Source organism: Frigoribacterium sp. PvP032 (assembly GCF_017833035.1).
GTDB lineage: Bacteria > Actinomycetota > Actinomycetes > Actinomycetales > Microbacteriaceae > Frigoribacterium.
This window is the reverse complement of sequence record NZ_JAFIBM010000001.1, coordinates 1,758,016-1,783,429: the sequence shown is the minus strand read 5'-3', so window position 1 is coordinate 1,783,429 and position 25,414 is coordinate 1,758,016. Positions and strand designations below refer to the sequence as shown.

The 25,414-nt window shown below is 72.2% G+C and carries 20 protein-coding genes and 1 riboswitch; of the genes, 14 read left to right on the top strand and 6 right to left on the bottom strand.

Going from position 1 to position 25,414, the window contains the following annotated elements; translation table 11 throughout:
* The first annotated feature begins 35 nt into the window (after window positions 1-35).
* From JOE35_RS08200 to JOE35_RS08190, 3 genes are all read left to right on the top strand, one after another.
* Window positions 36-362, top strand: a complete 327-nt coding sequence (locus tag JOE35_RS08200; protein ID WP_209560684.1) for a DUF6504 family protein — start codon at window positions 36-38, stop codon at window positions 360-362.
* Window positions 363-417: 55 nt separating this feature from the next.
* A riboswitch (FMN riboswitch) is annotated at window positions 418-556 on the top strand.
* A 73-nt stretch (window positions 557-629) separates the two neighbouring features.
* On the top strand, window positions 630-1,316 hold the full coding sequence (gene pnuC, locus JOE35_RS08195) for a nicotinamide riboside transporter PnuC (protein ID WP_209560683.1): 687 nt from the start codon (window positions 630-632) through the stop codon (window positions 1,314-1,316).
* Window positions 1,317-1,323: 7 nt separating this feature from the next.
* Window positions 1,324-3,192, top strand: a complete 1,869-nt coding sequence (locus JOE35_RS08190; protein WP_280870386.1) for a glycoside hydrolase family 15 protein — start codon at window positions 1,324-1,326, stop codon at window positions 3,190-3,192.
* Between the two features lie 64 nt (window positions 3,193-3,256).
* Here the strand turns inward: JOE35_RS08190 and JOE35_RS08185 are convergent, their stop codons facing one another.
* Together JOE35_RS08185 and JOE35_RS08180 are read right to left on the bottom strand one after the other, a co-directional pair.
* On the bottom strand, window positions 3,257-4,621 hold the full coding sequence (locus tag JOE35_RS08185) for a glucose-6-phosphate dehydrogenase (RefSeq protein ID WP_209560681.1): 1,365 nt from the start codon (window positions 4,619-4,621) through the stop codon (window positions 3,257-3,259).
* 180 nt (window positions 4,622-4,801) lie between these two features.
* A complete protein-coding gene (locus JOE35_RS08180; protein ID WP_209560680.1) occupies window positions 4,802-6,118 on the bottom strand; it encodes an aromatic acid exporter family protein in 1,317 nt (438 codons plus the stop codon).
* Window positions 6,119-6,264: 146 nt separating this feature from the next.
* Between JOE35_RS08180 and JOE35_RS08175 the strand changes: the two genes are divergently transcribed.
* The 6 genes from JOE35_RS08175 to JOE35_RS08150 all read left to right on the top strand — a co-directional run bounded on the left by JOE35_RS08175 (window position 6,265) and on the right by JOE35_RS08150 (window position 14,805).
* Window positions 6,265-9,795 (top strand): DNA polymerase III subunit alpha, encoded by a 3,531-nt coding sequence (locus JOE35_RS08175; RefSeq protein ID WP_209560679.1) that lies wholly within the window; start codon window positions 6,265-6,267, stop codon window positions 9,793-9,795.
* A 10-nt stretch (window positions 9,796-9,805) separates the two neighbouring features.
* On the top strand, window positions 9,806-10,828 hold the full coding sequence (locus JOE35_RS08170) for a glutathione S-transferase family protein (RefSeq protein WP_209560678.1): 1,023 nt from the start codon (window positions 9,806-9,808) through the stop codon (window positions 10,826-10,828).
* Entirely contained in the window at window positions 10,825-11,160 is a 336-nt protein-coding gene (locus tag JOE35_RS08165) for a TraR/DksA family transcriptional regulator (RefSeq protein WP_307802997.1), read from the top strand. Before JOE35_RS08170 ends, JOE35_RS08165 begins: the two co-directional genes overlap by 4 nt.
* Window positions 11,161-11,471: 311 nt before the next feature.
* The gene (locus tag JOE35_RS08160) at window positions 11,472-12,755 is read left to right on the top strand and encodes a helix-turn-helix domain-containing protein (RefSeq protein WP_209560677.1); all 1,284 of its coding nucleotides are present in this window, start codon (window positions 11,472-11,474) and stop codon (window positions 12,753-12,755) included.
* A gap of 56 nt (window positions 12,756-12,811) precedes the next feature.
* Window positions 12,812-14,353 carry an aldehyde dehydrogenase family protein gene (locus tag JOE35_RS08155; RefSeq protein WP_209560676.1) on the top strand — a complete coding sequence of 514 codons (1,542 nt, stop codon included), beginning with the start codon at window positions 12,812-12,814 and terminating at the stop codon, window positions 14,351-14,353.
* Window positions 14,353-14,805 (top strand): DUF779 domain-containing protein, encoded by a 453-nt coding sequence (locus tag JOE35_RS08150; RefSeq protein WP_209560675.1) that lies wholly within the window; start codon window positions 14,353-14,355, stop codon window positions 14,803-14,805. The genes JOE35_RS08155 and JOE35_RS08150 overlap by 1 nt, the downstream gene beginning before the upstream one ends.
* Before the next feature lie 11 nt (window positions 14,806-14,816).
* On the opposite strand, the gene JOE35_RS08145 is transcribed toward JOE35_RS08150, so the two are convergent.
* Window positions 14,817-15,491 (bottom strand): hypothetical protein, encoded by a 675-nt coding sequence (locus JOE35_RS08145; RefSeq protein WP_209560674.1) that lies wholly within the window; start codon window positions 15,489-15,491, stop codon window positions 14,817-14,819.
* An 89-nt stretch (window positions 15,492-15,580) separates the two neighbouring features.
* On the opposite strand from JOE35_RS08145, the gene rplU reads away from it, so the two are divergent.
* The 4 genes from rplU to JOE35_RS08125 all read left to right on the top strand — a co-directional run bounded on the left by rplU (window position 15,581) and on the right by JOE35_RS08125 (window position 18,783).
* Window positions 15,581-15,892 (top strand): 50S ribosomal protein L21, encoded by a 312-nt coding sequence (gene rplU / locus JOE35_RS08140; RefSeq protein ID WP_123546218.1) that lies wholly within the window; start codon window positions 15,581-15,583, stop codon window positions 15,890-15,892.
* A 41-nt stretch (window positions 15,893-15,933) separates the two neighbouring features.
* Window positions 15,934-16,203 carry a 50S ribosomal protein L27 gene (gene rpmA / locus JOE35_RS08135; protein WP_123546220.1) on the top strand — a complete coding sequence of 90 codons (270 nt, stop codon included), beginning with the start codon at window positions 15,934-15,936 and terminating at the stop codon, window positions 16,201-16,203.
* A gap of 168 nt (window positions 16,204-16,371) precedes the next feature.
* Window positions 16,372-17,547, top strand: coding sequence for an alcohol dehydrogenase catalytic domain-containing protein (locus tag JOE35_RS08130; RefSeq protein WP_209560673.1), 1,176 nt, complete (start codon window positions 16,372-16,374; stop codon window positions 17,545-17,547).
* A 270-nt stretch (window positions 17,548-17,817) separates the two neighbouring features.
* On the top strand, window positions 17,818-18,783 hold the full coding sequence (locus JOE35_RS08125) for a phosphodiesterase (protein ID WP_209560672.1): 966 nt from the start codon (window positions 17,818-17,820) through the stop codon (window positions 18,781-18,783).
* Window positions 18,784-18,873: 90 nt separating this feature from the next.
* Here JOE35_RS08125 and JOE35_RS08120 read toward each other — a convergent pair whose 3' ends face one another.
* On the bottom strand, window positions 18,874-21,933 hold the full coding sequence (locus tag JOE35_RS08120; protein ID WP_209560671.1) for a GH92 family glycosyl hydrolase: 3,060 nt from the start codon (window positions 21,931-21,933) through the stop codon (window positions 18,874-18,876).
* Between the two features lie 276 nt (window positions 21,934-22,209).
* Complete coding sequence (locus JOE35_RS08115; RefSeq protein ID WP_307802996.1) at window positions 22,210-23,016, bottom strand: oxygenase MpaB family protein; 807 nt, start codon at window positions 23,014-23,016, stop codon at window positions 22,210-22,212.
* Window positions 23,017-23,172: 156 nt separating this feature from the next.
* On the opposite strand from JOE35_RS08115, the gene JOE35_RS08110 reads away from it, so the two are divergent.
* A complete protein-coding gene (locus JOE35_RS08110) occupies window positions 23,173-23,718 on the top strand; it encodes an NUDIX domain-containing protein (protein WP_209560670.1) in 546 nt (181 codons plus the stop codon).
* On the opposite strand, the gene JOE35_RS08105 is transcribed toward JOE35_RS08110, so the two are convergent.
* Window positions 23,715-25,346, bottom strand: a complete 1,632-nt coding sequence (locus JOE35_RS08105) for a stealth conserved region 3 domain-containing protein (RefSeq protein ID WP_209560669.1) — start codon at window positions 25,344-25,346, stop codon at window positions 23,715-23,717. The two genes, JOE35_RS08110 and JOE35_RS08105, sit on opposite strands and share 4 nt — an antisense overlap.
* Window positions 25,347-25,414: the final 68 nt, after the last annotated feature.

Below are 25,414 nucleotides of genomic sequence, written 5' to 3'. Positions count from 1 at the left end.
TCGTGATCGAACACACATTCGAACGAGGAGGCGGCATGAAGGTCGACGAAGCGGTGCCGGTCGAGACGACCGAGGGCGGAGCACCGTTGCGGTTCGTCTGGCGAGGGGTGGTCTACGGCGTGGTGAGCCCGCCAGAGCGCTGGGTCACGCGTCGTGAGTGGTGGCGGTCGGCCGCCAGGGCGCCCCGGGGTGCGGGCGAAGCGCTGCTCGAGCTGCCGGTGTGGAGGGTCGACGCCCTGCCGCTGACCGACGGGGCGCACCGGGTCGACGGCACCTTCGACCTCGCGTGCGACGCGACTGACGGCTCGTGGCTGCTGCTCGGCGTGTTCGACGACCGCGTCGAGCAGCAGCTGTTCGCGTGACGCGGCGAGACGCCCGGCGCTCACGGGAATGCCCGGGGTGCAAGACTCGTTCTCACGAGTGCTTCGGGGACGGTGTGATTCCGTACCGGCGGTGACAGCCCGCGACCCTCTCGACACCGAGAGGCTGATCCAGTGACAGCCCTGCGAGGGCAATTCTGGAGCCGACAGTAAAGTCTGGATGAGAGAAGCGAGCGTCGATCGCGCCTGCGGTCGCGCCTCCTCCCCGATCCGACGACGCCTGGCGTCGTCACCGACGAGGAGGACCTGATGACCCTGATCCGCTGGCTGTTCGACGCTCAGCTCGTGCTGGGCGACCAGACCATCCTGTGGCGCGAGGTGATCGGCAACGTCTTCGGGCTGCTGAGCGCACTGGGCGGCATGCGCCGCAAGGTGTGGGCCTGGCCGGTCGGCATCGTGGGCAACGCCCTGCTGTTCACTGTGTTCCTCGGGGCAGTCTTCGACACCCCGAACCCGGTGAACCTGCTCGGCCAGGCAGGGCGTCAGGTGATGTTCATCGCGGTCTCCATCTGGGGCTGGTACCGCTGGAGCCGCTCCCGCGACGGAGGCGCGAGCTCACCTGTCGAGCCCCGCTGGGCGGGCGGCAAGAACCGTGTCGTGCTCGTCGTGGCCCTGTTCGGCGGCACCGCCGTCCTCACCCCTGTCTTCAGCGCCCTGGGCTCGTACGAGCCTGTGTGGGCCGATGCCTGGATCTTCACGGGCTCCCTGCTCGCCACCTGGGGCATGGCCAAGGGCTGGGTCGAGTTCTGGCTGATCTGGGTCGCCGTCGACCTCGTCGGCACGCCCCTGCTCTTCAGCGCCGGCTACTACGCCTCTGGCCTCATGTACGTCTTCTACGGCGCCTTCACCCTGGTCGGCTTCTTCGTGTGGGCGCGCACGCGCCGCGACAAGCCGCAGGTCGAGACCCTCTGGCCGGATCCGACGCTGCAGCGCTGACCCGACGCTGCAGCGCCGACACGACGCCGGGCTCGACCGAAGGCGTCGCTGGCAGGATGAGCCCATGCCCCTGGCCATCGAGAACTACGCGCTCATCGGCGATCTGCACACCGGCTGCCTCGTGGGCACCGACGGCAGCATCGACTGGCTCTGCCTGCCCCGCTTCGACTCGGCCTCCACCTTCGGCGCCCTGCTCGGCGACCACGACGCCGGACGCTGGCTCGTCGCCCCCCGCGACGCCGGGTCGACGTCGACCCGGCGCTACGTCGACGGCACATTCGTGCTCGTCACGACCTGGACGACGCCGACCGGGGTGGTCGAGGTCACGGATCTGATGCCGTACGGCGACCGTCGGGCCGACGTGGTCCGTCGGGTCACCGGCGTCTCCGGGTCGGTCAGGATGCACGTCGACCTAGCGATCCGCTTCGGCTACGGCACCGCCGTCCCGTGGGTGCGCCAGGTGCCGGAGGCCGACGGCACCGCCCTCGTCGCCACGGCAGGACCCGATGCCGTCGTCGTCCGCGGACCCCGTCTCACCGCGACCGACCACACGCACGAGACGGAGTTCGAGGTCGCCGCCGACGAGACCGTCGACCTCAGCCTCACCTGGTACCCCTCGCACCGGGAGCCGCCCACAGCGATCGACGTGACGGCCCGGATCGACGAGACGATCGCGTGGTGGCAGGCGTGGGCCGCCAGGTGCACGGTCCCCGGGGTGTACGAACGCGAGGTGCACCGGTCGCTGCTCATCCTCCGCGCGCTCACGAACGAGGACACCGGCGGCATCGTGGCGGCCGCGACGACGAGCCTGCCAGAGCAGTTCGGCGGCTCCCGCAACTGGGACTACCGCTACGTGTGGCTGCGCGACGCCTCCATGACGCTGCAGGCCCTCATCCTGCACGGCTACGCCGAGGAGGCCGACCGGTGGCGCGGCTGGCTGCTGCGAGCCATCGCCGGCGATCCCGCCGACGTGCAGATCATGTACGGCCTGGCCGGCGAGCGCTACCTGCACGAGAGCGAGCTCGGCCAGCTGCCGGGCTACGGAGGCGCCTCCCCCGTCCGCATCGGCAACGCCGCCTACAAGCAGTACCAGGGCGACATCTTCGGCGAGGTCATGGTCGCCCTGCACGAGGCACGCCTGCTCGGCGTCGAGGAGACCGAGTACTCCTGGCCGCTCCAGCGCGCCCTCATGCAGTACGTCGAGGACAACTGGACCCGCCCGGACAACGGCATCTGGGAGATCCGCGGCGAGCTGCAGCACTTCACGCACTCCCGCGTCATGATCTGGGCGGCCCTCGACCGGGCGATCCAGGGCATCGAGCAGTTCGCCCTCGACGGCCCCGTCGACCGGTGGCGGGCGCTCCGCGACGAGGTGCGGACCGAGATCGAGGCGAAGGGCTGGGACGCCGGCCGGGGCACCTTCACGCAGTACTACGGCACGTCCGAGGTCGACGCCTCGCTGCTGCAGCTCGCGCAGGTCGGGTTCGTCGCCGCTGACGACCCGCGCATGCTCGGCACCGTCGCGGCCATCGAGGCGGACCTGCTGCACGACGGCCTGCTGCGGCGCTACCGCACCGAGAGCGGCGTGGACGGGCTCAGCGGGGCCGAGAACCCGTTCCTCACCTGCTCGTTCTGGCTGGCCGAGCAGTACGCCGCGTCTGGCCGGGTCGACGACGCCGTGGCCCTGATGGACCGCCTGGTCGGCTACTGCAACGACGTCGGCATGCTGTCGGAGGAGATCGAGGTCGCCACCGGTCGCCACGTCGGGAACACCCCTCAGGCGCTCTCGCACCTGGCCCTCGTCCGCGCCGCCGACGCCATCGCGAAGGCGCAGAAGGCGCAGGAGGCCCAGGCCGTGGCTCGGGCCGCCGCCTGAGACGGCGACGGCCGCCCTGCTCGGTGAGCAGGGCGGCCGTCGGCACGAGGAGGAGCGTCGAGGCTCAGGCGGGCCAGTCCGACGGGCCGGTCGAGCCGGCCGCGTAGGTGTCGAGCGGCACGTCGCCGGCCTTCCAGGAGTCGATCACGGGGGCGACGATCGCCCAGCAGCGCTCCGCGACGTCGCCGCGGATGGACAGCGTGGGGTCGTCGTGGAAGATGCCGCTGAGGACCTCGCCGTAGGGGGTCAGCTCGGGCTTGCCGAGCGTGACCGACATCGTCGACTTCTCGAGGTCGAAGGGGTTGCCCGACCCGTTGGTCGTGACGCCGAGCTCCATCGTCTCGGGGCTGATCTCGATCCGCAGCGTGTCGGGGGTCGAGGCGCCGTTCAGGCCCTCGGGAAGCGCAGGCACCGGCTTGAAGGTGATCAGCACCTCCTTGCGGATCTTCGTCATGCCCTTGCCCGAGCGCAGGATGAACGGCACGCCGGCCCAGCGGCGCGTCTTCACCTCGAACTCGACCTCGGCCAGCGTCTCGGTCTGGCGGTCGACGTCGACGCCGTCCTCGTCGGCGTAGGCAGGCACCTCCTTGCCGTCGATCGTGCCGGCGGCGTACTGCGCGCGACGGCTCGACGCGACGGGGTCGCCGCCCTTGACCCAGGTGGCACGCAGCACGCGCGCGATCTCGCTGCGGAGCTCGACCGAGTCGATGCTCGACGGGGCGTCCATCGCGATGACGGCGAGCACCTGCAGCAGGTGGCTCTGGATCATGTCGATCAGGGCGCCGGCCTTGTCGTAGTACTGCGCGCGGCCCTCGAGGCCGAGGACCTCGTCGTAGAAGATCTCGACCTTCTCGATGTTCTCGCTGTTCCAGACCGGCTCGAACAGGCGGTTGGCGAAGCGCAGGCCGATCATGTTCAGCACGGTCGCGCGGCCGAGGAAGTGGTCGGTGCGGTGGATGCGCTCCTCCGGCACGATCTTGAGCAGCTCGGCGTTGAGCTCGCGGGCGCTCGCCTCGTCGGAGCCGAAGGGCTTCTCGAGGGCGAGGCGGAGACCGTCGGGCAGGTCGATCTCGGCGAGCGCCTGGATCACCTTGGTGCTGATGGCCGGGGGCAGCGCGAAGTACATGACGGGCGTGCCCTCGGACGCCTCGAAGAGGGCCTTCAGGTGCTCGACGGTGGTCGGGTCGCCCTGGATGTACTGGCTGGAGGCCAGCGTCTTCTTCGCGAGGTCGCTGCCGGCGTCGCCGTTGAAGGCGGTCTTGACGACGTCGTCCCATTCTTCGGGGCTGCGCTCGCTGCGGCCGGTGCCGATCAGCTGCACGTCGACGCCGCGGTCGCTCTTGAGGAGGCTGGCGAGGCCGGGGAGGAGGAGACGCTCGGTGAGGTCTCCCGAGGCTCCGAGGATGATGAGGGTGGTGGTGTCTGTCACAGGTACGGCTTCCGTGAGGGCGGCGACGGGTCGCCGCTCGGTGTGTGAGGGGTACGGGCTGCCGGGCCGGGGCGGGGTCGTGACACGCCGCAGGGGCGCTCGCGAGACCGGCGCAGGGCGCGGCGGGGCGTTCGGCGACGATGCCTCCCCCACCGTACTGCGCGCGGGCCCAGGACGCCGTCAGCGTTCGCGGGGAGCGTCCTCGGCCTTGCCGTCCGCAGCAGGGCCCTGCGCCTCCTGGCGTCGCTCGCTGTCCCGCGGGGCGGTGTCGCGGGGGGCGGTGGGGTCGTCGACGGGGCCGGTGCTGGTGGTGCCGCCGACCGCGGCCTCGCCGTCGTCGGCGTCGACGTCCCCGTCGTGGTCGAGGTCGCCGACGGCCTCGTCGTCGGGTCGCGGCGCCGTCGAGTCGTCGGGGTCGAGCGCGGCGATGATCCGCCCGAGCGAGACGGCGACGGAGACGCCGCCGCTGGTGGCGACCGTGGGCAGCTCACGGTGCGAGTCGATGGCCCGCCAGAGCTCCTCGACGTCGCGGCGGGCGGAGACGAAGGCGTCCCGGTCGTCGCCGCCGCGCCTCCTGATCACCTCGCCGACGCTGCGGACAGCGTGCGCGACGACCGGGGCGAGGTCGTCGACGATCCCGACCTGACGGCCGATGCGACGGCCGAGGATGCCGGAGACCTCGGCGAGGTCCTGCAGATGGAACCCCACCCGCTCGAAGACGACCAGGTCGGCGTACTCGGAGCCGAGGTCGCGGCGTCGCAGCAGCCAGCGGGGGTTGAGGCGGCGCGACTCGTCGGCGTACGCGACGCTGTCGCGGACGTGCCGCAGGGTGCTCGGCAGCACGGCCACGCGGCGCTCCCAGTCGTCGTCCTCGATCGGCCAGTCGGCCTCGAACACGGTGGCGACGTCGTCGGCACGGTCGGCGAGCGAGGCCTGCACCAGGCGGAGCCGCTGCTCGGCACGGCCGGTGTAGAGCGGCGGCACCAGGAGGAGGTTGACGAGCACGCCCACGGCGACGCCCACGCCGATCTGCACGACGTAGCCGGTGGAGTAGTCACCGGCGTTCGCTCCCCCGAGCAGCAGCACGAAGAGACCGGCGGTCAGCACCCAGTCGCGTCCAGCGCCGAGCCAGCGGAAGCCGGCGATGAGCGTCCCCAGGCCGACGACCAGCGCCACGGCGAGCACGCCGGGCTGCCCCTCCTGCAGGGCGAACACCGTCGTGGCGAGCAGCACGCCGATCACGAGGCCGAGGATCGTCTGCAGCCCCTGCTTGAGCGACGTCTTCACGGTCGGCCAGAGCGCCAGAACGGCCCCGAGGGGGGCGTAGTACGGGTACTCGGCGGCGACGCCGGGCACGTGGGGCGCGATCCAGTAGGCGAGGGCCGCGGCGAGCGCCCCCTTCACGGCCATCAGGAGGCGCGGCTGGGCCAGCAGCGTCCGCGTCCACCGGGAGGCGGTGCGGGCGGAGTCCTGGGCGGCGGCTCGTCGGTCGGGCATCTGACGATGATGACAGCAGGGCGCGGTCGCCGCCTGGGGCGCCGGCCGGGTCGTCGTACCCCGCCCTGGCGACGTACACTCGTCGAACACACGTTCGAACCGCCCTCGGCCGGGAGGTCGGACGAGAGAAGCACCGAGGCAGCACGATGCGTTTCACCCACCTGCACGTGGCGTCGTCGTTCAGCGCGCACTACGGCACGACGCCGCCGGCGCAGCTCGTCGAGCGGGCCGCCGCCCACGGCGCGGACGCGCTGGCGATCACCGACCGAGACGGCCTCTACGGGGCGATCCGGCACATCGGCGCCTGCCGGGCCGCGGGCATCGACCCGATCGTCGGCGTCGAGCTCGGCTGCGTCGACGACACGGCCGACGACAGCGGCCACGGCGGCGGCAGCGCCCAGGAGGCGGGGGGCGCGTCGGCCGTCAGCGGTCGCGTCGGCGGGGCCCGCACCTCCTCGTCCGCCTCTTCCGTCGACCGGATCGTCGTGCTCGCGCACGGGGCGGGCGGGGGTCGTCCGGGCGCGGGCTGGGCGGCCCTCTGCCGGCTGATCAGCGCGGCGCACGGCAGGGCGACGAGACGGGTGAGCGGCAGCGCGAACAGCGTGGCGACGATCCAGCGGTCACGGCTGCGGGCGTTCCTGCGCGGCGACGAGGGCGCCGACGCGACGGTGCTGCTCGGGCCCGACTCCGACGTGGGCCGGCTGGTGGCCGAGGGGCGGCACACGGCAGCCGCCGCGTCGCTGGCGGCGTGGGCGCGCGAGCTGCCCGGCGGCGTGGTCGTCGAGGTCGTCTGCCACCTCACCGAGCCGGGCGAGAGCCGCAGCGTGCGGCACGCGGCTCGCATGCTCGAGCTGGCCGAGCACGTCGGGGTGCCTGCCGTGCTGACCAACGCGGTGCGCTACCTCGACCCCGACGGCGCGGTCACGGCCGACGTGCTCGACTCGGCGGGGCACCTGGCGCCGCTGGGGGCGTTCACGCCGCAGCCGAACGCCCAGGCGTCGCTCAAGGAGGGCGACGAGATGCGTGCGCTGGCGACCCTCGTGGCCGACGCCTCCTCGTGCCCTCGCCGGGCTGCGGAAGAGATGCTGGCCGAGACCGAGCGGCTCGCCGACCGCTGCCGTCTCGACCCCGACGCCGACCTGCGCTGGCGTCGGCCGAAGACGCCGGAGCTGAGCGCCATCGGCGTCGACGGCGATCCCGACCAGGTGCTGTTCCGCCGGGCAGAGGCGGGCGTCACCGAGCGCTTCGGCCACGCCGACCAGGCGCTGCGCCGCACGGTCGACGAGCGGATGCGCTACGAGCTGGGGATCATCACGGGCTTCGGCTTCGCCAGCTACTTCCTCACCGTGGCCGACGTGTCGGCCCTGATGCGCGACATGCGGGTGCGGAACGCCGCACGCGGGTCGGGTGCCGGCAGCCTCGTCACCTACCTGCTGCGCATCTCGAACGTCGACCCGATCGAGCACGACCTGCTGTTCGAGCGGTTCCTCGGCAACAAGCGCGAGACGCTGCCCGACATCGACATCGACGTCGAGTCGGCCAGGCGGCACGAGATCTACCGGGCGATCTTCGACCGCTACGGCAGCAACCGGGTCACCCTCATGTCGATGCAGTCGACCTACCGGGGCCGGGGGGCGGTGCGCGACGCCGGCCAGGCCCTCGGGCTCGACGACGACCAGATCGACCTCGTCGCCAACAACGTGTGGCGCTCGAACGCCCGCGACCTGCGCACCGCGATGGCCGAGAAGCCCGAGCTGAGGGCCATCGCCGACCTCGCCCGCCAGAACGGGCAGATCGACCTGCTGGTCGACCTGACCGAGCGGCTCGACCGGCTGCCCCGGCACATCTCGATGCACCCGTGCGGGGTGATCCTCGGCGACTCCGACCTGCTCAGCACGACCCCGGTGCAGCCGAGCGGGATCGGGCTCCCGATGAGCCAGTTCGACAAGCACGACATGAACGACGCGGGGCTGCTGAAGCTCGACGTGCTCGGCGTCCGCATGCAGAGCTCGATGGCCTACGCGCTCGACGAGATCGAGCGGGTGAACGGCGCCCGCGCCGCCCTGGCCGGCGGGCTCTCCGTCGACGTCCCCTACGTCAACCGGCAGGGGCGGGTCGAGCTCGACGAGATCCCGCACGACGACGAGCCCACCTTCGAGGCGATCCGCACCACCCACACCCTCGGCATGTTCCAGATCGAGAGCCCGGGGCAGCGCGAGCTGATCGGCAAGATGCAGCCCGACCGCTACAGCGACCTGATCGCCGACATCTCGCTGTTCCGCCCCGGCCCGATGAAGGGCAACATGGTCGCGCCGTTCCTCGACACGAAGCACGGGTTCCAGCGGCCCGACTACCTGCACCCGAGCTTCGCGCCGTTCCTCGACGACAGCTACGGCGTGGTGATCTACCACGAGCACGTGCTGCGCATCCTCGAGGCGACGATGGAGGTCACCCTCGCCGAGGCCGACGAGATCCGCCGGCACATGGGCAAGGGCCAGGACGACGCCCTCGAGGTCGAGTTCCGGCGGCGCACGACCGCGAACGTCGACGACGACGGCAGGAGGCGGTTCACCGACGCGCAGGTCGACAAGATCTGGGCGGTGCTCAAGGGCTTCGGCTCGTTCGGCTTCTGCAAGGCGCACGGTGCCGCCTTCGCGCTGCCCACCTACCAGACCGCCTGGCTGAAGACCCACTACCCGGCCGAGTTCCTCGCCGGGGTGCTCACCCACGACCCCGGCATGTACCCGAAACGACTGCTGCTCACCGAGGCGCGACGCATGGGCGTGCCCGTGCTGGCACTCGACGTCAACGCGTCGACCGACGTCTACAGGGTCGAGCGGGTTCGCGCCCCGGCGACGCCGATCGCGCCGAGCCGCCCCGGCGACCTCGGCATCCGCCTGTCGCTGTCCGACGTGCACGGCATCAGCGACTCCGAGCTCGCCCGCATCGTGGTGGGCAGGCCCTACGAGTCGATCACCGACTTCTGGCAGCGGGCCACGCCGTCACGGCGGCTGATGGAGCGACTTGCGCAGGTCGGCGCGCTCGACTCGCTGGCCGGCCCAGGCCGGACGAGGGGCGACGTGCTCGCCCGTGTGCGGTCGCTGACCCAGCGCACCGCCCGTCCCCGCGCCTCCGACGTGCAGAACCAGCTCGACTTCTCGGTCGACGACTCGGCCGAGGTTCCCACCGGCACCCCCGAGGTGAGCCTGCGCGACAGGGTCGGCGACGAGCTCGACATCCTGTCGATGGAGGTCAGCGAGCACGTGATCGAGAGCTACCGCCCGATGCTCGACGACCTCGGGGTCGTCCGTGCCGCCGACCTGCGCGACCACTGGAACGGCACCACGGTCCTCGTCGCGGGCATCCGCATCGCCACCCAGACGCCTCCGATGCGCAGCGGCAAACGGGTCGTGTTCATCAGCGTCGACGACGGCACCGGCTGCGCCGACGCGACCTTCTTCGAGGAGGCGCAGGCGAGGTCTGGCCCGCTCCTGTTCGGCACGAAGCTCCTGCTGATCCAGGGCCGGACCAGGCGCACCGGCGAGCGCGGCATCTCGCTCGAGGCCGAGGCCGCTTGGGACTTGAAGGCGATGTGGCGCGACTGGCAGGCGAGCCGGGCCGCGGCGGGAGCAGGCGAGGGGCACGAGCTGCCCGACCTCTCGGACGCGTCTGCGTAGGGTGGTGGGCATGAGCGACGAGCAGCAGGCGAAGGGCACGTACGTCGAGCCCGGCCAGGAGTACACCCGCGACACGAACTACATCGAGGACAGGATCACGCGCGATGCCGTCGACGGCTGGCCCGTCGAGGCTGGCCGCTACCGGCTCGTCGCCGCCCGTGCCTGCCCCTGGGCCAACCGCACCGTCATCTCGCGCCGCCTCCTCGGCCTCGAGGGCGCCATCTCGCTCGGCCTGCCAGGGCCGACCCACGACGCCCGCAGCTGGACCTTCGACCTCGACCCCGACGGCCGCGACCCCGTGCTCGGCATCGAGCGACTTCAGGAGGCGTTCTTCGCCCGGACCCCCGACTACCCCCGCGGCCTCACCGTGCCCGCGATCGTCGACGTCCCGACCGGCAAGGTCGTGACCAACGACTTCCCGCAGATCACCCTCGACTTCGCCACCGAGTGGACCGAGCACCACCGCGAGGGTGCTCCCGACCTCTATCCCGAGCACCTCCGCGCCGAGATCGACGAGGTGAACGCCGTCGTGTTCCGCGACGTGAACAACGGCGTGTACCGCGCCGGGTTCGCCGGCTCGCAGAAGAGCTACGAGCGCGCCTACCGCACGCTCTTCGAGCGGCTCGACTGGCTGTCCGAGCGCCTCGCCGACCAGCGGTTCCTCGTGGGCGACACGATCACGGAGGCCGACATCCGCCTCTTCACGACGCTCGCCCGCTTCGACGCCGTCTACCACGGGCACTTCAAGTGCAACCGCTCGAAGCTCGCCGAGATGCCGGTGCTCTGGGCCTACGCCCGCGACCTGTTCCAGACCCCCGGGTTCGGCGACACCATCGACTTCGACCAGATCAAGGCCCACTACTACGTGGTCCACAGCGACATCAACCCTACGGGGATCATCCCGGCCGGCCCCGACCCGTCGGGCTGGCTGACCGAGCACGGCCGCGAGCAGCTCGGCGGGCGGCCGTTCGGCGACGGTACTCCCCCGGCGGCGCCGCCCGAGGGCGAGCGGGTGCCGCCGCTCGTCGCGTGACCGACCCCGCCGGGCAGCTGCGCCGAACCCGCGACGAGGCAGTCGCCCTGGCCGAGCGGCTGCTGACCGACATGGAGGCGGTGGCCGAGGCCCGCGAGGGAGCCAACGTCGACGACGAGCACGACCCCGAGGGCTCGACCATCGCGTACGAACGGTCGCAGCTCGACGCGGTCCGCCGCTCGGCGCTCGAGCGCGCCGCCGACGCGGAGGCAGCGCTCGGCCGGCTCGCCGACGGCACCTTCGGCCGCTGCGAACGCTGCTCGGCGCGGATCGGCCCGGCGCGGCTCGAGGCCCGGCCCACCGCCCGCCTCTGCATCGACTGCGCCCGCTGACCCTTCCCCTGCCCCTGCCCTGCGCCCCTGCAGCCCTCTCCCTCCCGCGTCGGCAACTCCTGCTCTCTGCCCCGCCCCGCACGCGACACGCCCGACGTGACGCTGGCCACGGCGCACCCGTCAGGAGTTGCCGACACGAGCACGACTGCGTGCGGCGAGGCGCAGGACGCGGGGCGAGCCGAGCGCCGTGCGTGGGCCGCCGCGGCAGCCCTTCCGCCGCGCGCGGCCCCGACGTACGCTGACGTGACCACGGCGACGAGGCCTGGCCCGACGGCCCTGCCCGACGCCTCCGCTCGAGGACGAGGGGCGACATGGCAGCGACCCGACCCGACCCGCTGACCGCGCGCGCGTCCCGCGGTGCCGAGCGCCGCCTCCTCCTCGCCGCGTCGTGGCAGAGGGCCGCGGACCAGCGCGTCGACCCCGACGCGCTCCCCCGGCTGGAGCTGCCCGACGACGACCTGGCCGAGTGGCGTCGCGAGCACCCGCTGGCTCTGCTGCTGCCGGTCGTCCGGCGCCTGCTGCTCGACGACGTCGAGGGCAGCGGGCTGCTGGTCGCCGTCGGCGACGAACACGGCCGCCTGCTCTGGGTCGAGGGCGACCGGGACGCACGGCGGCGCGCGGAGTCCATGCTGTTCGTCGCCGGGGCCGGCTGGGCCGAGTCGCGCGTCGGCACCTCCGCGCCGGGCACGGCGCTCGCACTCGACCGCGGCGTGCAGATCCGCGGCCCCGAGCACTTCTCCCACCTCGTGCAGGAGTGGAGCTGCACCGCCGTCCCGGTGCACGACCCTGCCGACGGGCGCCTCATCGGCGTGGTCGACATCACGGGCGACGACCGGGCCGCCGGCGAGCAGACCCTGCCGCTGCTCCGCGCGACGGTCGCGGCGATGGAGGCGGAGCTCGCCCTCGCGAGGACGCACACGAACACGCGAACACGCCCGCACCCGAATCCACACCCTTACCCGCACCCCCGCGCGCACGCCGCGCCCGGCCGTGGGGCTCCGACCCCGCCGAGACTCGACGTCCTCGGTCGCGACGAGGCGGTCCTCCGCGCAGGTGGCAGATCGACCACGCTCAGCGCGCGGCACTCGGAGATCCTCCTGCTGCTCGCCGCGCGGCCGGAGGGCTGGTCGGCCGCCGCCCTGGCCGAGGCGATCTGGGGCGAGCACGGCGCGGTCGGCACCCTGCGACCCGAGCTGGTCCGCCTCCGGCACGTCCTCGAGGCCGCAGCCCCCGAGCTGGTGCCGTCGTCCCGGCCGTACCGGCTGACCGGGGACCTCCCCACGGACGCCGACGAGGTCGTGCAGCTGCTCGACCGCGGGTCGCACCGGGCGGCGCTGCGCGCGGCGACCGGCACGCTCCTGCCGGGGTCGTCGGCGCCAGGGGTCGAGGGCCTCCGCGACGACCTGGCACGGCGCCTCGGGGAGTCGCTCCGCACCTCCGGGTCGGCCGACGTCCTGCTGCAGTGGATCGCGACCGCCCAGGGCCGCGACGACGACGCGGCCCGTCGCGAGCTGCTCCGCCTGCTGCCGCCCCGGTCGCCGCGCCGGGCCGGTCTCGTCGCGCAACTCGCCGCAACCTCCGCCGACCTACCCTGACGCCCACGGGCCGAGCGATCCCCGGCCCTCCGACACCGTCGTCGAAAGGGACAGCCATGACCGTCACCACTCCCCCGAGCACCTACGCGCAGCCGGGCCAGCCCGGCGCGGCCGTGCAGTTCGAGGCCCGCTACGACCACTTCATCGGCGGCGAGTACGTCGCCCCGGCGAGCGGTCAGTACTTCGAGAACCCCAGCCCCGTGAACGGCAAGCCCTTCACCGAGGTCGCCAGGGGCAACGCCCAGGACGTCGACCGCGCCGTCGAGGCCGCCTGGCGGGCGTTCGACTCCTGGAAGCGCACCACGATCACCGAGCGCGCGATCATCCTCAACAAGATCGCCGACCGGATGGAGGCGAACCTCGAGATGCTCGCCGTCGCCGAGACCTGGGACAACGGCAAGCCGATCCGCGAGTCGCTCGCCGCCGACGTGCCGCTGGCGATCGACCACTTCCGCTACTTCGCCGGCGCCGTCCGCGCCCAGGAGGGATCGACCGGCGAGATCGACGCCGACACGGTCGCCTACCACTTCCACGAGCCGCTCGGCGTGGTGGGCCAGATCATCCCCTGGAACTTCCCGCTGCTGATGGCCGTGTGGAAGCTCGCCCCCGCCCTCGCCGCCGGCAACTGCGTCGTGCTGAAGCCGGCCGAGCAGACCCCGGCCTCGATCCACGTGTTCATGGACCTGATCAAGGACCTGCTGCCCGCAGGCGTCCTGAACATCGTCAACGGCTTCGGCGTCGAGGCAGGAGCGCCCCTCGCGAGCCACCCGAACATCCGCAAGATCGCCTTCACCGGCGAGACGACCACGGGCCGGCTCATCATGCAGATGGCGAGCGAGAACCTCATCCCCGTCACCCTCGAGCTCGGCGGCAAGAGCCCGAACGTCTTCTTCGCCGACGTCGCCGACGAGCAGGACGCGTTCTACGACAAGGCGCTCGAGGGCTTCTCGTTCTTCAACCTCAACTCGGGCGAGGTCTGCACCTGCCCGTCCCGGGCGCTCGTGCAGCAGTCGATCTACGACCAGTTCACGGCCGACGGCATCGAGCGGGTGAAGAAGGTGAAGCAGGGCGACCCCCTGTCGCTCGACACGATGATCGGGGCGCAGGCCTCGAACGACCAGCTCGAGAAGATCCTCAGCTACATGGACATCGGCAAGCAGGAGGGCGCCAAGCTGCTGCTCGGCGGCGACCGCGCCGACCTCGGCGGCGACCTGACCGACGGCTACTACGTGAACCCGACGATCTTCGAGGGCAAGAACTCGATGCGCATCTTCCAGGAGGAGATCTTCGGCCCGGTCCTCAGCCTGACGAGCTTCTCCGACTACGACGACGCCATCAAGATCGCCAACGACACCCTCTACGGCCTCGGCGCCGGCGTGTGGAGCCGCAACGGCGCCCAGCTCTACCGGGCCGGCCGCGACATCCAGGCCGGTCGCGTCTGGTCGAACACGTACCACCAGTACCCCGCGGGAGCGGCGTTCGGCGGCTACAAGCAGTCGGGCATCGGCCGCGAGAACCACAAGATGATGCTCGACCACTACCAGCAGACGAAGAACCTGCTGGTCAGCTACGCGGACGGCCCGATGGGCTTCTTCTGATGAGCACCGCAGCGAAGGAGGCGGGGGTCGGCCGGCCCGGCCCCGCCCCGGCTCCCGAGGCGGTCGCCCCGCCCTCGCGCGTCGACGTCTCGGCGGAGGCCGCGGCGTTCCTCGTCGACCTCACCGCGAAGCACGGCCCGCTGATGTTCCACCAGTCGGGCGGCTGCTGCGACGGCTCGTCGCCGATGTGCTACCCGGTGGGCTTCTTCAGGGTCGGCGCGGTCGACGTCCACCTGGGCGACCTGCACGTCGACGGGCTCGACCCGATCGAGGTGTACATGTCCCGCAGCCAGTTCGAGTACTGGAAGTGGACGCACCTCACCATCGACGTCGTCCCTGGCCGGGGTGCGGGCTTCTCGGTCGAGTCGCCGGAGGGGCGTCGGTTCCTCATCCGGTCGCGGATGCTCGACGACGCCGAGCAGGCGGCGCTGGGGCTGGTTCCCGGCGACTGACCGCAGCAGCTCTACGGCGTCTGCGCCTCTCCCGACCCGCCGTCAGCGGGCGGGAGGGCGTAGACGCCGTGGCCGGTCCGCACGATGGTCCCCTGCCGCGCCAGCACCGAGAGGGTCGAGAGCACGCTCGAGCGCCGGTAGCCCGGCAGCGCCTCGACTATCTCGGTGGTGCGCAGCGCCCCGGCGCGCAGCACCTCCGGCAGCCGCTCCGCGAGCGAGTCGCCGGACGAGCTGCCGCCGACGTCCCCGTGGTCGCCGCCCTCCGAGGTCGGGTCGCCGCCCGCCTCCGCCGCGTACTCCGCCCTGGCCTGTGCCAGCCCCTCGGCGGTCACCCGCGTCGTGGCGCCGTCCGGTCCCGCGGCCTGCGCGTACGGGGCGAGCGTCAGCGACCGGCCCACGCGGCCGTGCACCGCCGACGGGCTGGTGCCCTGGTGCTCCGCGATCTCCGGATAGGAGGTGCCGCCCAGCAGCAGCACCGCCTCCCCCTCGAGCGCCAGCCACTGCCCGAGGCTCGCGATCTCCCAGCCCGCGGCCGTGACGGCCGAGCCCCACACCTCGATGTCGTCGCCGTGCTCGGTCGTGAGGGTGCGCAGGTCGGCGAGCAGGTCGAGGAGGCGCCCCCGCGCGTCGTCGACGATCTCGGCCGTGAACTGCGGCGGGCGTCGAAGTTTGATCGGTCGTGACATCTGTGAAAGACTATCCAAGTTGCCCGAGCGGCAGCGCGACGTCGTCCGGCGATCCGGGCGTCACACCCCCATACTTCCCAGGAGTTCCCATGGCATTCGCAATCGTGCGCGCCGGCGGCCGTCAGGAGAAGGTCGAGGTCGGGACGATCCTGACCGTCGACCGCCTCAAGGCCTCGGCATCCGACACCGTCTCGTTCGTCCCCGTCCTGCACGTCGACGGCGACACGATCCTCACCGGCGACGACCTCGCGAAGGTCACCGTCGAGGGCGAGGTCCTGAACGACCTCCGCGGCCCGAAGATCGTCATCCAGAACTACAAGAACAAGACCGGCTACAAGCGTCGCATGGGCTTCCGTGCCGACCTGACCCGCGTCAAGATCACCTCGATCACCACCAAGTAGTAGCGCCGCGACACCGAAGACATCCCAGGAGCTGACACCACATGGCACATAAAAAGGGCGCATCGTCCACTCGTAACGGCCGCGACTCGAACGCACAGCGCCTCGGCGTGAAGCGCTTCGGCGGCCAGGTCGTCCTCGCCGGCGAGATCATCGTCCGCCAGCGCGGCACCCACTTCCACCCCGGCGCCAACGTCGGTCGTGGCGGTGACGACACCCTGTTCGCCCTCGCCCCCGGCGCGGTCGAGTTCGGCAACAAGGGCGGCCGCAAGGTCGTCAACATCGTCGCGACCCAGGTCGCGGTCGACGCGTAGCACCGGTCCCGCGCACGCGCGGCATCGTCCGACGGCGGCCGTCCCCTCACGGGGGCGGCCGCCGTCGTCGTCGTGCCGGCACCCACCTCGCAGGTCGTCGGCAACACGACGGGCGTCGTGTACCCCTCGGTCCAGGGGGCTCCCGGTCCCCCGGCGTAGACGGGACGGATGAAGGCTCTCACTTACCAGTCCATCGCCGACGTCGCCGTCACCGAGGTGCCGGACCCCCAGATCGTCGACCCCACCGACGCGGTCATCAAGGTCACGTCCGCCGCGATCTGCGGCAGCGACCTGCACCTGTACGACGTCTTCGACCCCTACCTCGACAAGGGCGACGTCCTCGGCCACGAGACCATGGGCGTGGTCACCGCCGTCGGCTCCGCCGTCTCGCGCATCCAGGTCGGCGACCGCGTCGTCGTCCCCTTCGTCATCGCCTGCCGCGAGTGCTTCATGTGCCAGCGCGGCCTGTTCTCGCAGTGCGAGACGACCCAGGTCACCGAGTACGGCTCGGGCGCGACCCTCTACGGCTACACGAAGCTCTACGGCCAGGTGCCCGGCGGCCAGGCCGAGCAGCTGCGGATCAAGCTCGCCGACGCCAACCTCGTGAAGGTCGGCCACGACCTCCCCGACGAGCGCTACCTGTTCCTCAGCGACATCCTCCCCACCGCGTGGCAGGGCGTCGAGTACGCGCACGTCCCCGAGGGCGGCACCCTCGTCGTGCTCGGCCTCGGCCCCGTCGGCCAGTTCGCCTCGCGCATCGGCGTGCACAAGGGCTTCCGCGTCATCGGCGTCGACCCCGTCCCCGAGCGCCGCGCCATGGCCGAGCGCCACGGCGTCGAGGTGCTCGACCTCACGAAGGACGTCGCGGACGTCATCAAGGGCATGACGGACGACCGCGGACCCGACTCCGTCGTGGACGCCGTCGGCATGGAGGCCCACGACCACGGCGGCGTGAGCATGGTGCAGAAGTTCGCCGCGGCGCTGCCCGACAAGGTCGGCCAGGCCCTGATGCAGAAGGCGGGCGTCGACAGCCTCAGCGCCATGCACCTGGCCTTCGAGGTCGTCCGCCGCGGCGGCACCGTCTCGCTCAGCGGCGTCTACGGCGGCACCGCCGACCCGACGCCGTTCCTCACGCTGTTCGACAAGCAGATCACCATCCGCATGGGCCAGTGCAACGTGCACCAGTGGATGGACACCCTGATGCCCCTCGTCGAGGACCCGGCCGACCCGCTCGGCACGGAGGACCTCACGACGCACCCGGTGCCCCTCGACCGTGCGCCGGAGATGTACGAGCTCTTCAAGAAGAAGGAGGACGGCTGCATCAAGGTCGTCCTCAAGCCCTGACCGGGCAGCACCACCTGCACCTGCACCTGCACCTGCACCTGCACCATCTGCACCATCTGCACCACCTGCTCACCGGGCCGGTCCCGGGGCCGGCAGCCGCGCCTCCTGCGCGTTGCCCCCTCGGGACCGGCCCTGAGTTCGTCCACAGTTCACCGGAACACGCAGGTCCGTTCACCCCACACGGAGCCACCGGATGATGGACTGGTGTCGAACACACAACGAGGGTCCCGATCCCGAGGCCCCCGTCGGTGACATCGAATGAGAGCACTCATGGATCTCCGGACGGCCGAGCACCCCCGGCCAGAGCACTTCGTCCTGCACCTGAGCGACACGCACCTCGTCGGAGGCGACGGGCCCCTCTACGGCGCCGTCGACAGCGAGGCCCGGCTCGGCCAGATCATCCGCGAGATCGAGGCGTCGGGCGTCCGTCCCGAGGCCATCGTGCTCACGGGCGACCTCACCGACAAGGGCGAGCCGGAGGCGTACCGCAAGCTCCGAGCACTGCTCGAGCCGGCCGCCGAGCGCCTCGGCGCCCAGGTCATCTGGGCGATGGGCAACCACGACGAGCGCGGGGCGTTCCGCGAGCAGCTCTTCGGGCAGCTCCCCTCCGACCGGCCCGTCGACCTCGTCTACGACGTCAACGGACTGCGCGTCATCACGCTCGACACGAGCGTGCCCGGGCACCACCACGGCGAGCTCAGCGGCGCCCAGCTCGACTGGCTGGCCGAAGAACTCAGCACGCCGGCCCCCGACGGCACGATCATCGCCATGCACCACCCGCCGGTGCCCAGCGTGCAGGACCTCAGCGTACTCGTCGAGCTGCGCGACCAGGCCTCGCTCGCCGAGGTGATCGAAGGCAGCGACGTCCGCACCATCATCGCCGGGCACCTGCACTACTCGACCACGGCCATGTTCGCGGGCGTCCCCGTCAGCGTCGCCTCGGCCACCTGCTACACACAGGACCTGAACTCACGCCTCGGCGGCACCAGAGGCCGCGACGGCGCCCAGTCGTTCAACCTGGTGCACGTGTACCGCGACACCGTCGTGCACTCGGTGGTCCCGATGGGCACCTACGACACGGTCGGCGAGCCCGTCTCCGCCGAGTCGACGGCTGACCGCCTCGCCGTCGCCGGTGTGCGCATCGAGCCTGCCGCGCCCCGGCGCCGCCGCACCGACACGGCACCCGTTCCCGTCGTCCGCGACCTCGCGCTGACGGGGCCGATCGACACCCTCTGACGCCGCGCGGCTCCCCCGCCCGCAGAACGACGACGCCGCCCCCGGTCTCCCGGGGGCGGCGTCGTCGTCAGCGTCAGCCGACAGGGCCGATCAGCGCGTCGCCAGCCGCCGGGCACGCCAGGACCGGCGCACGAGCAGAGCGCCGAGGAGGAGCGCCGTCAGCGCCGCCGCCACGAGCGCCCCGAGGGGGCCGGCTCCCGTGAAGGCGAGGCCTCCGCGGTCGGCAGCGCTCGAGGACGAGCCGTCGGCACCGGTGCCGCCGTCTGACATGCCAGGCGCGGCACCCGTGCCCTGGCCGGCGCCGTCTCCCCCGCCGCTCGGCGGGTCGCCCGGCAGCACAGGGGCGGCCGCGACCGACACGGGCACCGCGAGCGAGGCCGGGGCGAAGGGCACGGGCGCGAAGGCCGGCAGATCCGCCGAGCTCGACACCCTCACCGTCGCGGTGCGGACGCCGACCGCGTCGAAGGCCCTTGTCGTCGTCACGAGCCAGGTGTCGCCGTCGGGCACGACCGTGGCCGGGGCGACGACGCCGTCGTCCCACTCGACCCGCGCCTCCGTCACGGTCGACTCCGCCGAGAGCACGGTCGGCGTGGGCGTGACTCCCGAGGACTCGGGGAACGGCGGCGTGACCGGCGTCAGCGACGCGCGGGCGAGCCGCAGCTCGACCGCGGTCCCGACCTCGGCCGGCACGGGCTGCGCGCCGACCGGAGCGAGGGCGAGCTCAGCCTGGTCGGGGGCCGACACGCTCGGGACGGCGTCGTCCGGCCCGGTGCCCCAGGTGAGGCCCTCTGGCGACGAGGCGAGGTCGAAGACCAGCTCGGCGCCGCCCTGCAGGTCGGTCGCGTCGAACCAGGTGCGTGTCTGCGGCACGCCGTCGACGCTCAGGCCGCGGACGTAGCGAGGCGAGTCGCCGGAGGCGGCGGGTGCGGACACGGAGACCTGCGCGCCGTCGTCCAGCGTGATCGTCGCCGACAGCACCCGCGGGGCGTTGACGGCCATGATGCCCGAGCCGGGCTCGACCGGCATCATGCCGAGCGAGGCCAGCACGTACCAGGACGAGAGGGTGCCGAGGTCGTCGTTGCCGACGCCTCCCCCCGGGGTGTCCGGGAACCGGTTGAGGTTCGCCGCGAGCACGTCGTTGACCTTCGCGGGCTCGCCGACGAAGTCGTAGAGCCACGGGTCGATCAGCATGGGCTCGTTTCCGGGGTTGTAGCCGATGCTCGAGTAGTAGTCGCTGCCGCCCTCGGCCCAGCTCGCCGGCGAGACGCCGGGCGCGGCACGCAGGGCCGGCAGGTCGACGTACTGGTCGAGACGCTCGAGGAACGACTCGCGACCGCCCATGGCGTCGACGAGGCCGGGGACGTCCTGCGGCGCCATCCACTGGTAGTGCCAGGGCGTGCCCTCGTGGAAGCCGGACTCCTGCACCTCAGCCAGCTCAGGGGCGGAGTTGAACGAGCCGTCGGGGCCGACGGCGTTGACGATGCCCGTGAAGCCGCCCGTCAGCTCGACGTCGGGGTTCCACAGGGTGCGCCAGTTGCGGCCCCGCTCGAGGAACGGCGCCGCCTCGTCGTCCTTGCCGAGACGCTGGGCCGCCGCGCCGATCGCGGCGTCCGCGAGGGCGAACTCCATCGTCGCCGAGCCGCCGTGGCGGTACTCCTCGAACTGCCCGCCGAGACCGCCGCCGTTCTCGGCGTACCAGGGCACGTGCCCGTTCTCGAGGTAGTACTCGGCGCTCTGGCGACCCACGGAGGCGACGCCCGCCGGGGGCGCGGTGGTCGCGTTCTCCGTCAGGAAGCCCCAGAGCTCGTCGTGGATGTCGTCCGGCACCGTGCCCAGGGCGAAGTTCTCCGCCAGCCAGGGCGACACCGGGTCGCCGGCCATGATGTTCGTCTCGAGCGCGCCGAGCGACCACCGGGGCAGCCAGCCGCCCTCGATCCTCGCGCGGTGCATCGACCGCACCACGTCCTCGGCCCGGTCGTGCTCGAACAGGGCGTGCAGCGTGGCCTGCGTGCGGTAGGTGTCCCAGAGCGAGAAGCGCTGGTAGTACGTCCACCCGTCGGCCACGTGCTGCTGCAGGTCCATGCCGAGGTAGCGGCCGTCGACGTCGCTGCCGATCGTCGGCGACAGGAGGCTCTTGTAGAGCTGCGTGTAGAAGATCCGCAGCTGCTCCTCGGTCTGGGTCGTGACGTCGAAGCGGCCGAGCGCGTCGTCCCACTCCGCCGCCGTCGAGGCGCGCACGGCGTCGAAGCCGAGACGCTCGCCGTCGGCGGTGGTCTCGGCGACGCGGTTGCCCCGCGCCCCGTCGAGGTCGACGAAGGAGACGCCCACGCTCAGCTCGACCGTCCGGTCGGTCGTCGTGTCGAACGTCGCGGCTGCGCCGTTCAGGCCCACGTCGACGGCGCTCGCGTCGGACGCGGGCACGAAGGTGCCGTCCGTCCCCCACGTGCCGGTCGACGCCGCGGGACGGTCGAACTCGGCGCTGAAGAAGTACCGCACGGAGTCGTCGGTGCCACCGCAGAAGCCGCCGTTGTCGACCCAGCCCTCGACGGTGCGGTCGTCGACCCACGTGACGCTGCTGGCTCCGGCGTCGCGGAGGGTCTGGCCCACGTTGACCGAGACGGAGCCCGTGGCGCCCTCGGGGAACGTGTAGCGGTGCTCGCCCACGCGCGTCGACGCGGTCAGCTCGACCTCGACGTCGTCCGCGAGCTGCGCAGCGTAGTAACCGGCGGACGCCTGTTCGGTGGTCGACTGGTCCTTCAGGGCGATCGCCGTCCGCTCGGTGACGGGCGCGTCGCCCGCCCTCGGGGTGACGAGCACCTCCCCCGCAGCCGGGCAGCCGGCGCTGTTGACGTGCTGGTGGCTGAAGCCCCAGACCTCGCCGGCGTCCTTGCTGTACGACGTCGAGGCGTACGAGTTCGTGTTGTCGGGGCTCAGCTGCACCATGCCGAACGGCGCCGTCGCGCCCGGGAACGCGTTGCCCTCGCTCTCCGTGCCGACGAAGGGGTTGACGAGCGCCGAGAGGCCGGTGTCGGGGGCCGAGACGCCCACGCCCGCGGTGGGCGCGGGAGCGGCCTGGGCCGGCACGGCGGCCAGGCCCGTGAGGGCGCCCCCGCCGACGGCGACCGCGAGGGCGGTGAGGGCCGCGGCCACGCGGCGGCCGTGCGGGCGGGAACGGGAAGGCGACGGGGAGCGACCCTGACGTCGCTCCTGGGCGCGTGTGATCAGGTGGGGCATGGGGGCGTTGTCCTCCTCGACGAACGATCCGCGCCTCCTGCTCGCCCGGGTGCACGTCGGCGTGCACCCGACCTGACGACGACGTCACGGGGCGGCACGGCTCGGGGCCGACAGCGGGGGGCGTGACTTGTCTACCACGAGACGTACCCCGGACGAGACTCGTCGGGGTACGTGGTCGACCCCGACGCCTGCTCAGCCGCGGGCGAGGTACGCGCGCAGCCGCCGCAGGTAGTGGTCGCGGAGCACGTGCCGCAGGCGAGCCGGCAGCCGCGGCACGACGACACGGCAGAACAGGAGCACGGCGTCGAACGCGCGAGCCCTGACAGGCCCCCACGGGAGCCGGAACGCCTCGCGCAGGCTCGGCGGCAGCAGCCCCGTCGTCATGAGCCGGGCGAGCGGCATGGCGAGTCGCAGGGCCACGGGCACGGCCCGCGGGTGCAGCAGCTGGTGGGCCACGTCGCGGGTCACGTCGTCGACGACGAGCTCGTCGAGCCGCGCGTCCCACCAGGCACGGAAGGTCGTCCGGTCGGCGGGCCAGGCACCCGGTGGCAGCTGCAGGGCGGTCCCGACGAGCTCGTAGTCGCGGTAGACGGCCTCGGAGGCGCCGATCGGGCCGTAGACGCGTTCGTACAGGTCGACGGCGGAGTCGTAGAGCGTCGCGGCCACCCAGAGCTGCAGCTGCGGGTCGTGCGCGTCGTAGCCGACCGGCGAGGAGGCGTCGCTCCGGACCGGCGCGTGCGCCCTGTCGACGAGACGGCGCACGGCGGCCGACTCCTCGGCGGTGCCGTAGACGATCGCGTAGAGGTAGGTCATGGTGCCGTGCAGGCGCTGCAGGGGCCGGTCGACGAAGTCGCTGTGCTCGGCGACGCCGTGTCCGACGCCCTGGCACGCCAGCTGGAGCAGGATGGCGCGTCCGCCCGCGCCGAGCAGCAGGGCCTCCCCCGCCATGTCGCGGATGCCGCGGACGTCGCGGCCCCGCCTCACCTGGTCCTCGTGCACCGGGCCAGCCTAGGACGGCCTCCCGTTCGAACCTGTCGAGGGCGGGTCGCCTGCCTCGAGGGCGGGTCGGGGCGGACCCGCCCTCGGCACAGGCGACCCGCCCTCGAGGAGCAGGTCGCCCGGGGAGGGCGCCGGGCGCCTCGGTAGGCTCGCGGCATGGCCACCCCCGACTTCGTCCTGTCCCTCCGCGAGGCCGTCGGCACCGCCCCGCTCTGGCTGTCCGGCGTCACCGCCGTCGTGACCAAGGGCGACGACGTCCTCATGGTCCGCCGCTCGGACACCGGTGCCTGGACGCCGGTCACCGGGATCGTCGACCCGGGCGAGCACCCTGCCGACGCGGCCGCCCGCGAGGTCCTCGAGGAGGCGGACGTGACGGCCGAGCCCGTCCGTCTCGCGGCCGTCGGGGTCACCGGGGTCGTCACCTACCCGAACGGCGACCAGGCGAGCTACCTCGACCACACCTTCGCCCTGCGCTGGGTCTCGGGCGAGCCGGCCCCGGCCGACGGCGAGAACACGGAGGCGCGGTGGTTCCCCCGGGACGCCCTGCCGCCGATCAGCGACGAGATGCGCGGCAGGATCGACGCCGGCCTCGCGGACGAGCCAGGCGCACGGTTCACCGCCGCGGGCGAGCTCAGGGGCGGGGATCGTCGCGGGGACGCCGCCGTCGGCGACGGTCCCGCCGACGGGACGACCGCCTCCTAGGACTCGATGCTGCCCTGCGAGCCGCCGGCACGGAGGGTGCGGCGCTCCTGCTCGGCGGCCTCGCGAGCGACCCGGTCCATCTCGGCCTGTTCCCACGGGGCGGCGAACGGGAAGTAGCGCTCGAGGAAGTCGGTCACCGTGTCGGTGCGCTCCTCGTCGCTGACCTCGGGGAAGCTGCCGTCGTTCAGGCAGAAGAAGTCGAACGAGCGCTTCTTGAGCACCTCGGACAGCGACGCGAGGCCCGACACCATCGTGGTGTCGACGTAGCTCACCTTCGCGTTCTCCTGCACGATCGCGCGACCGGTCATCAGCGTGTAGTAGTGGTACAGCGAGTTCGTGACCGAGATGTTCTCCTTCGCACGGAACGGGCTGGCGCCCGTGGCGGCGAAGTCGTCGGCGAACTCGTGCTCCATCTCGAACAGGACGCTGCGACGGAGCGGCGCGGCCGTGTGCTCGAGGTGACGGGTCGTCACCCGTCCGAAGCGCTGCTGCAGGAGGCGACGGTTGACCCGGGCGGCGTTCTCGAAGCCGCTGCGCTCCGGGTTGTTCAGCCCGAGGCCGATGCGGGTGTCGGCCTCGATGAACTTCGACACCGAACCAGGCGAGAAGAACATCGACGGCGCGACGGGACGGCCGAAGAACATGTCGTCGTTCGAGTAGAGGAAGTGCTCGCTGAGGCCCTCGATGTGGTGCAGCTGCGACTCGACGGCCTGCGAGTTGTGCGTCGGCAGCCACGAGAGGTCCGAGAAGAACTCCTCGCTGCGGACGACGCGGACACGAGGGTGGTCGCCCAGCCACTCGGGGACGGGCGAGTCGGTCGCGATGTAGATGTTCCGCACCCACGGCGCGAACATGTAGACCGAGCGCAGCGCGTACTTGAGCTCGTCGATCTGGCGGAACCGCGCGGGGGCGTCGTCGCCCTCGCCGACCACGTGGCCGTTGGCACGCGCCGCGCGGGCACGCTGGTACTCGACGGAGTTGCCGTCGACCCAGGAGAAGACGATGTCGACGTCGAAGGTGATGTCCGTGGCGTGGTCGTCGAACATGTGGGCCAGGGTCGGCCACTGCATGCCGTAGCGCTCGACGGTCTCCTCGACGGCCTCGGAACGAGGGAGGTCGGTGCGCATCAACGCGTTCTCGACGGGGACGAGCACCTGGTCGTCGGTGAGGATCCAGAACTCGACCTGCACCGCGGTGCCGGCGCCGTAGCGGAGCCGCCCGATGGGCTCGACGCGCGGGCGGTAGAGACGGAAGATGCGCTCGTCGTCGTCGAGCAGCCCGCCCTCGGAGACGAGGACCGCCTGGCCCTTGGGGGGCTTGGCGTAGAACGGCTCGGTCGCGGCCGCGGCGGCCATGGCCTCCGCGAACGCGTCGCGGTGGACGGTGTCGACGGCGATCACCGGTCGGACGTCGTTGCCGCGCACCAGGAGGAAGGGCACCTCGGCCTCGTCGAGCACCCGCCGGATGAACAGGAGATCCTCGATCATCGACTGCTGGGGCGTGAGGTGGCCGTTGAGGAGCGTGAACTGGCCCTTGCGGACCACGACGTCGTCGCGGTCCAGACCACCGGCTCGCGGACGGGGCGTCAGGAGCGGACTCTCCGTCGTTCCGGTGATCTCGGTGACCATCTAGGCTCAACTCCCTGTGCTCGCCTCGGGCAGGCTCGTGCACGTCGAGTCCAATTTAGCGGGTCCGC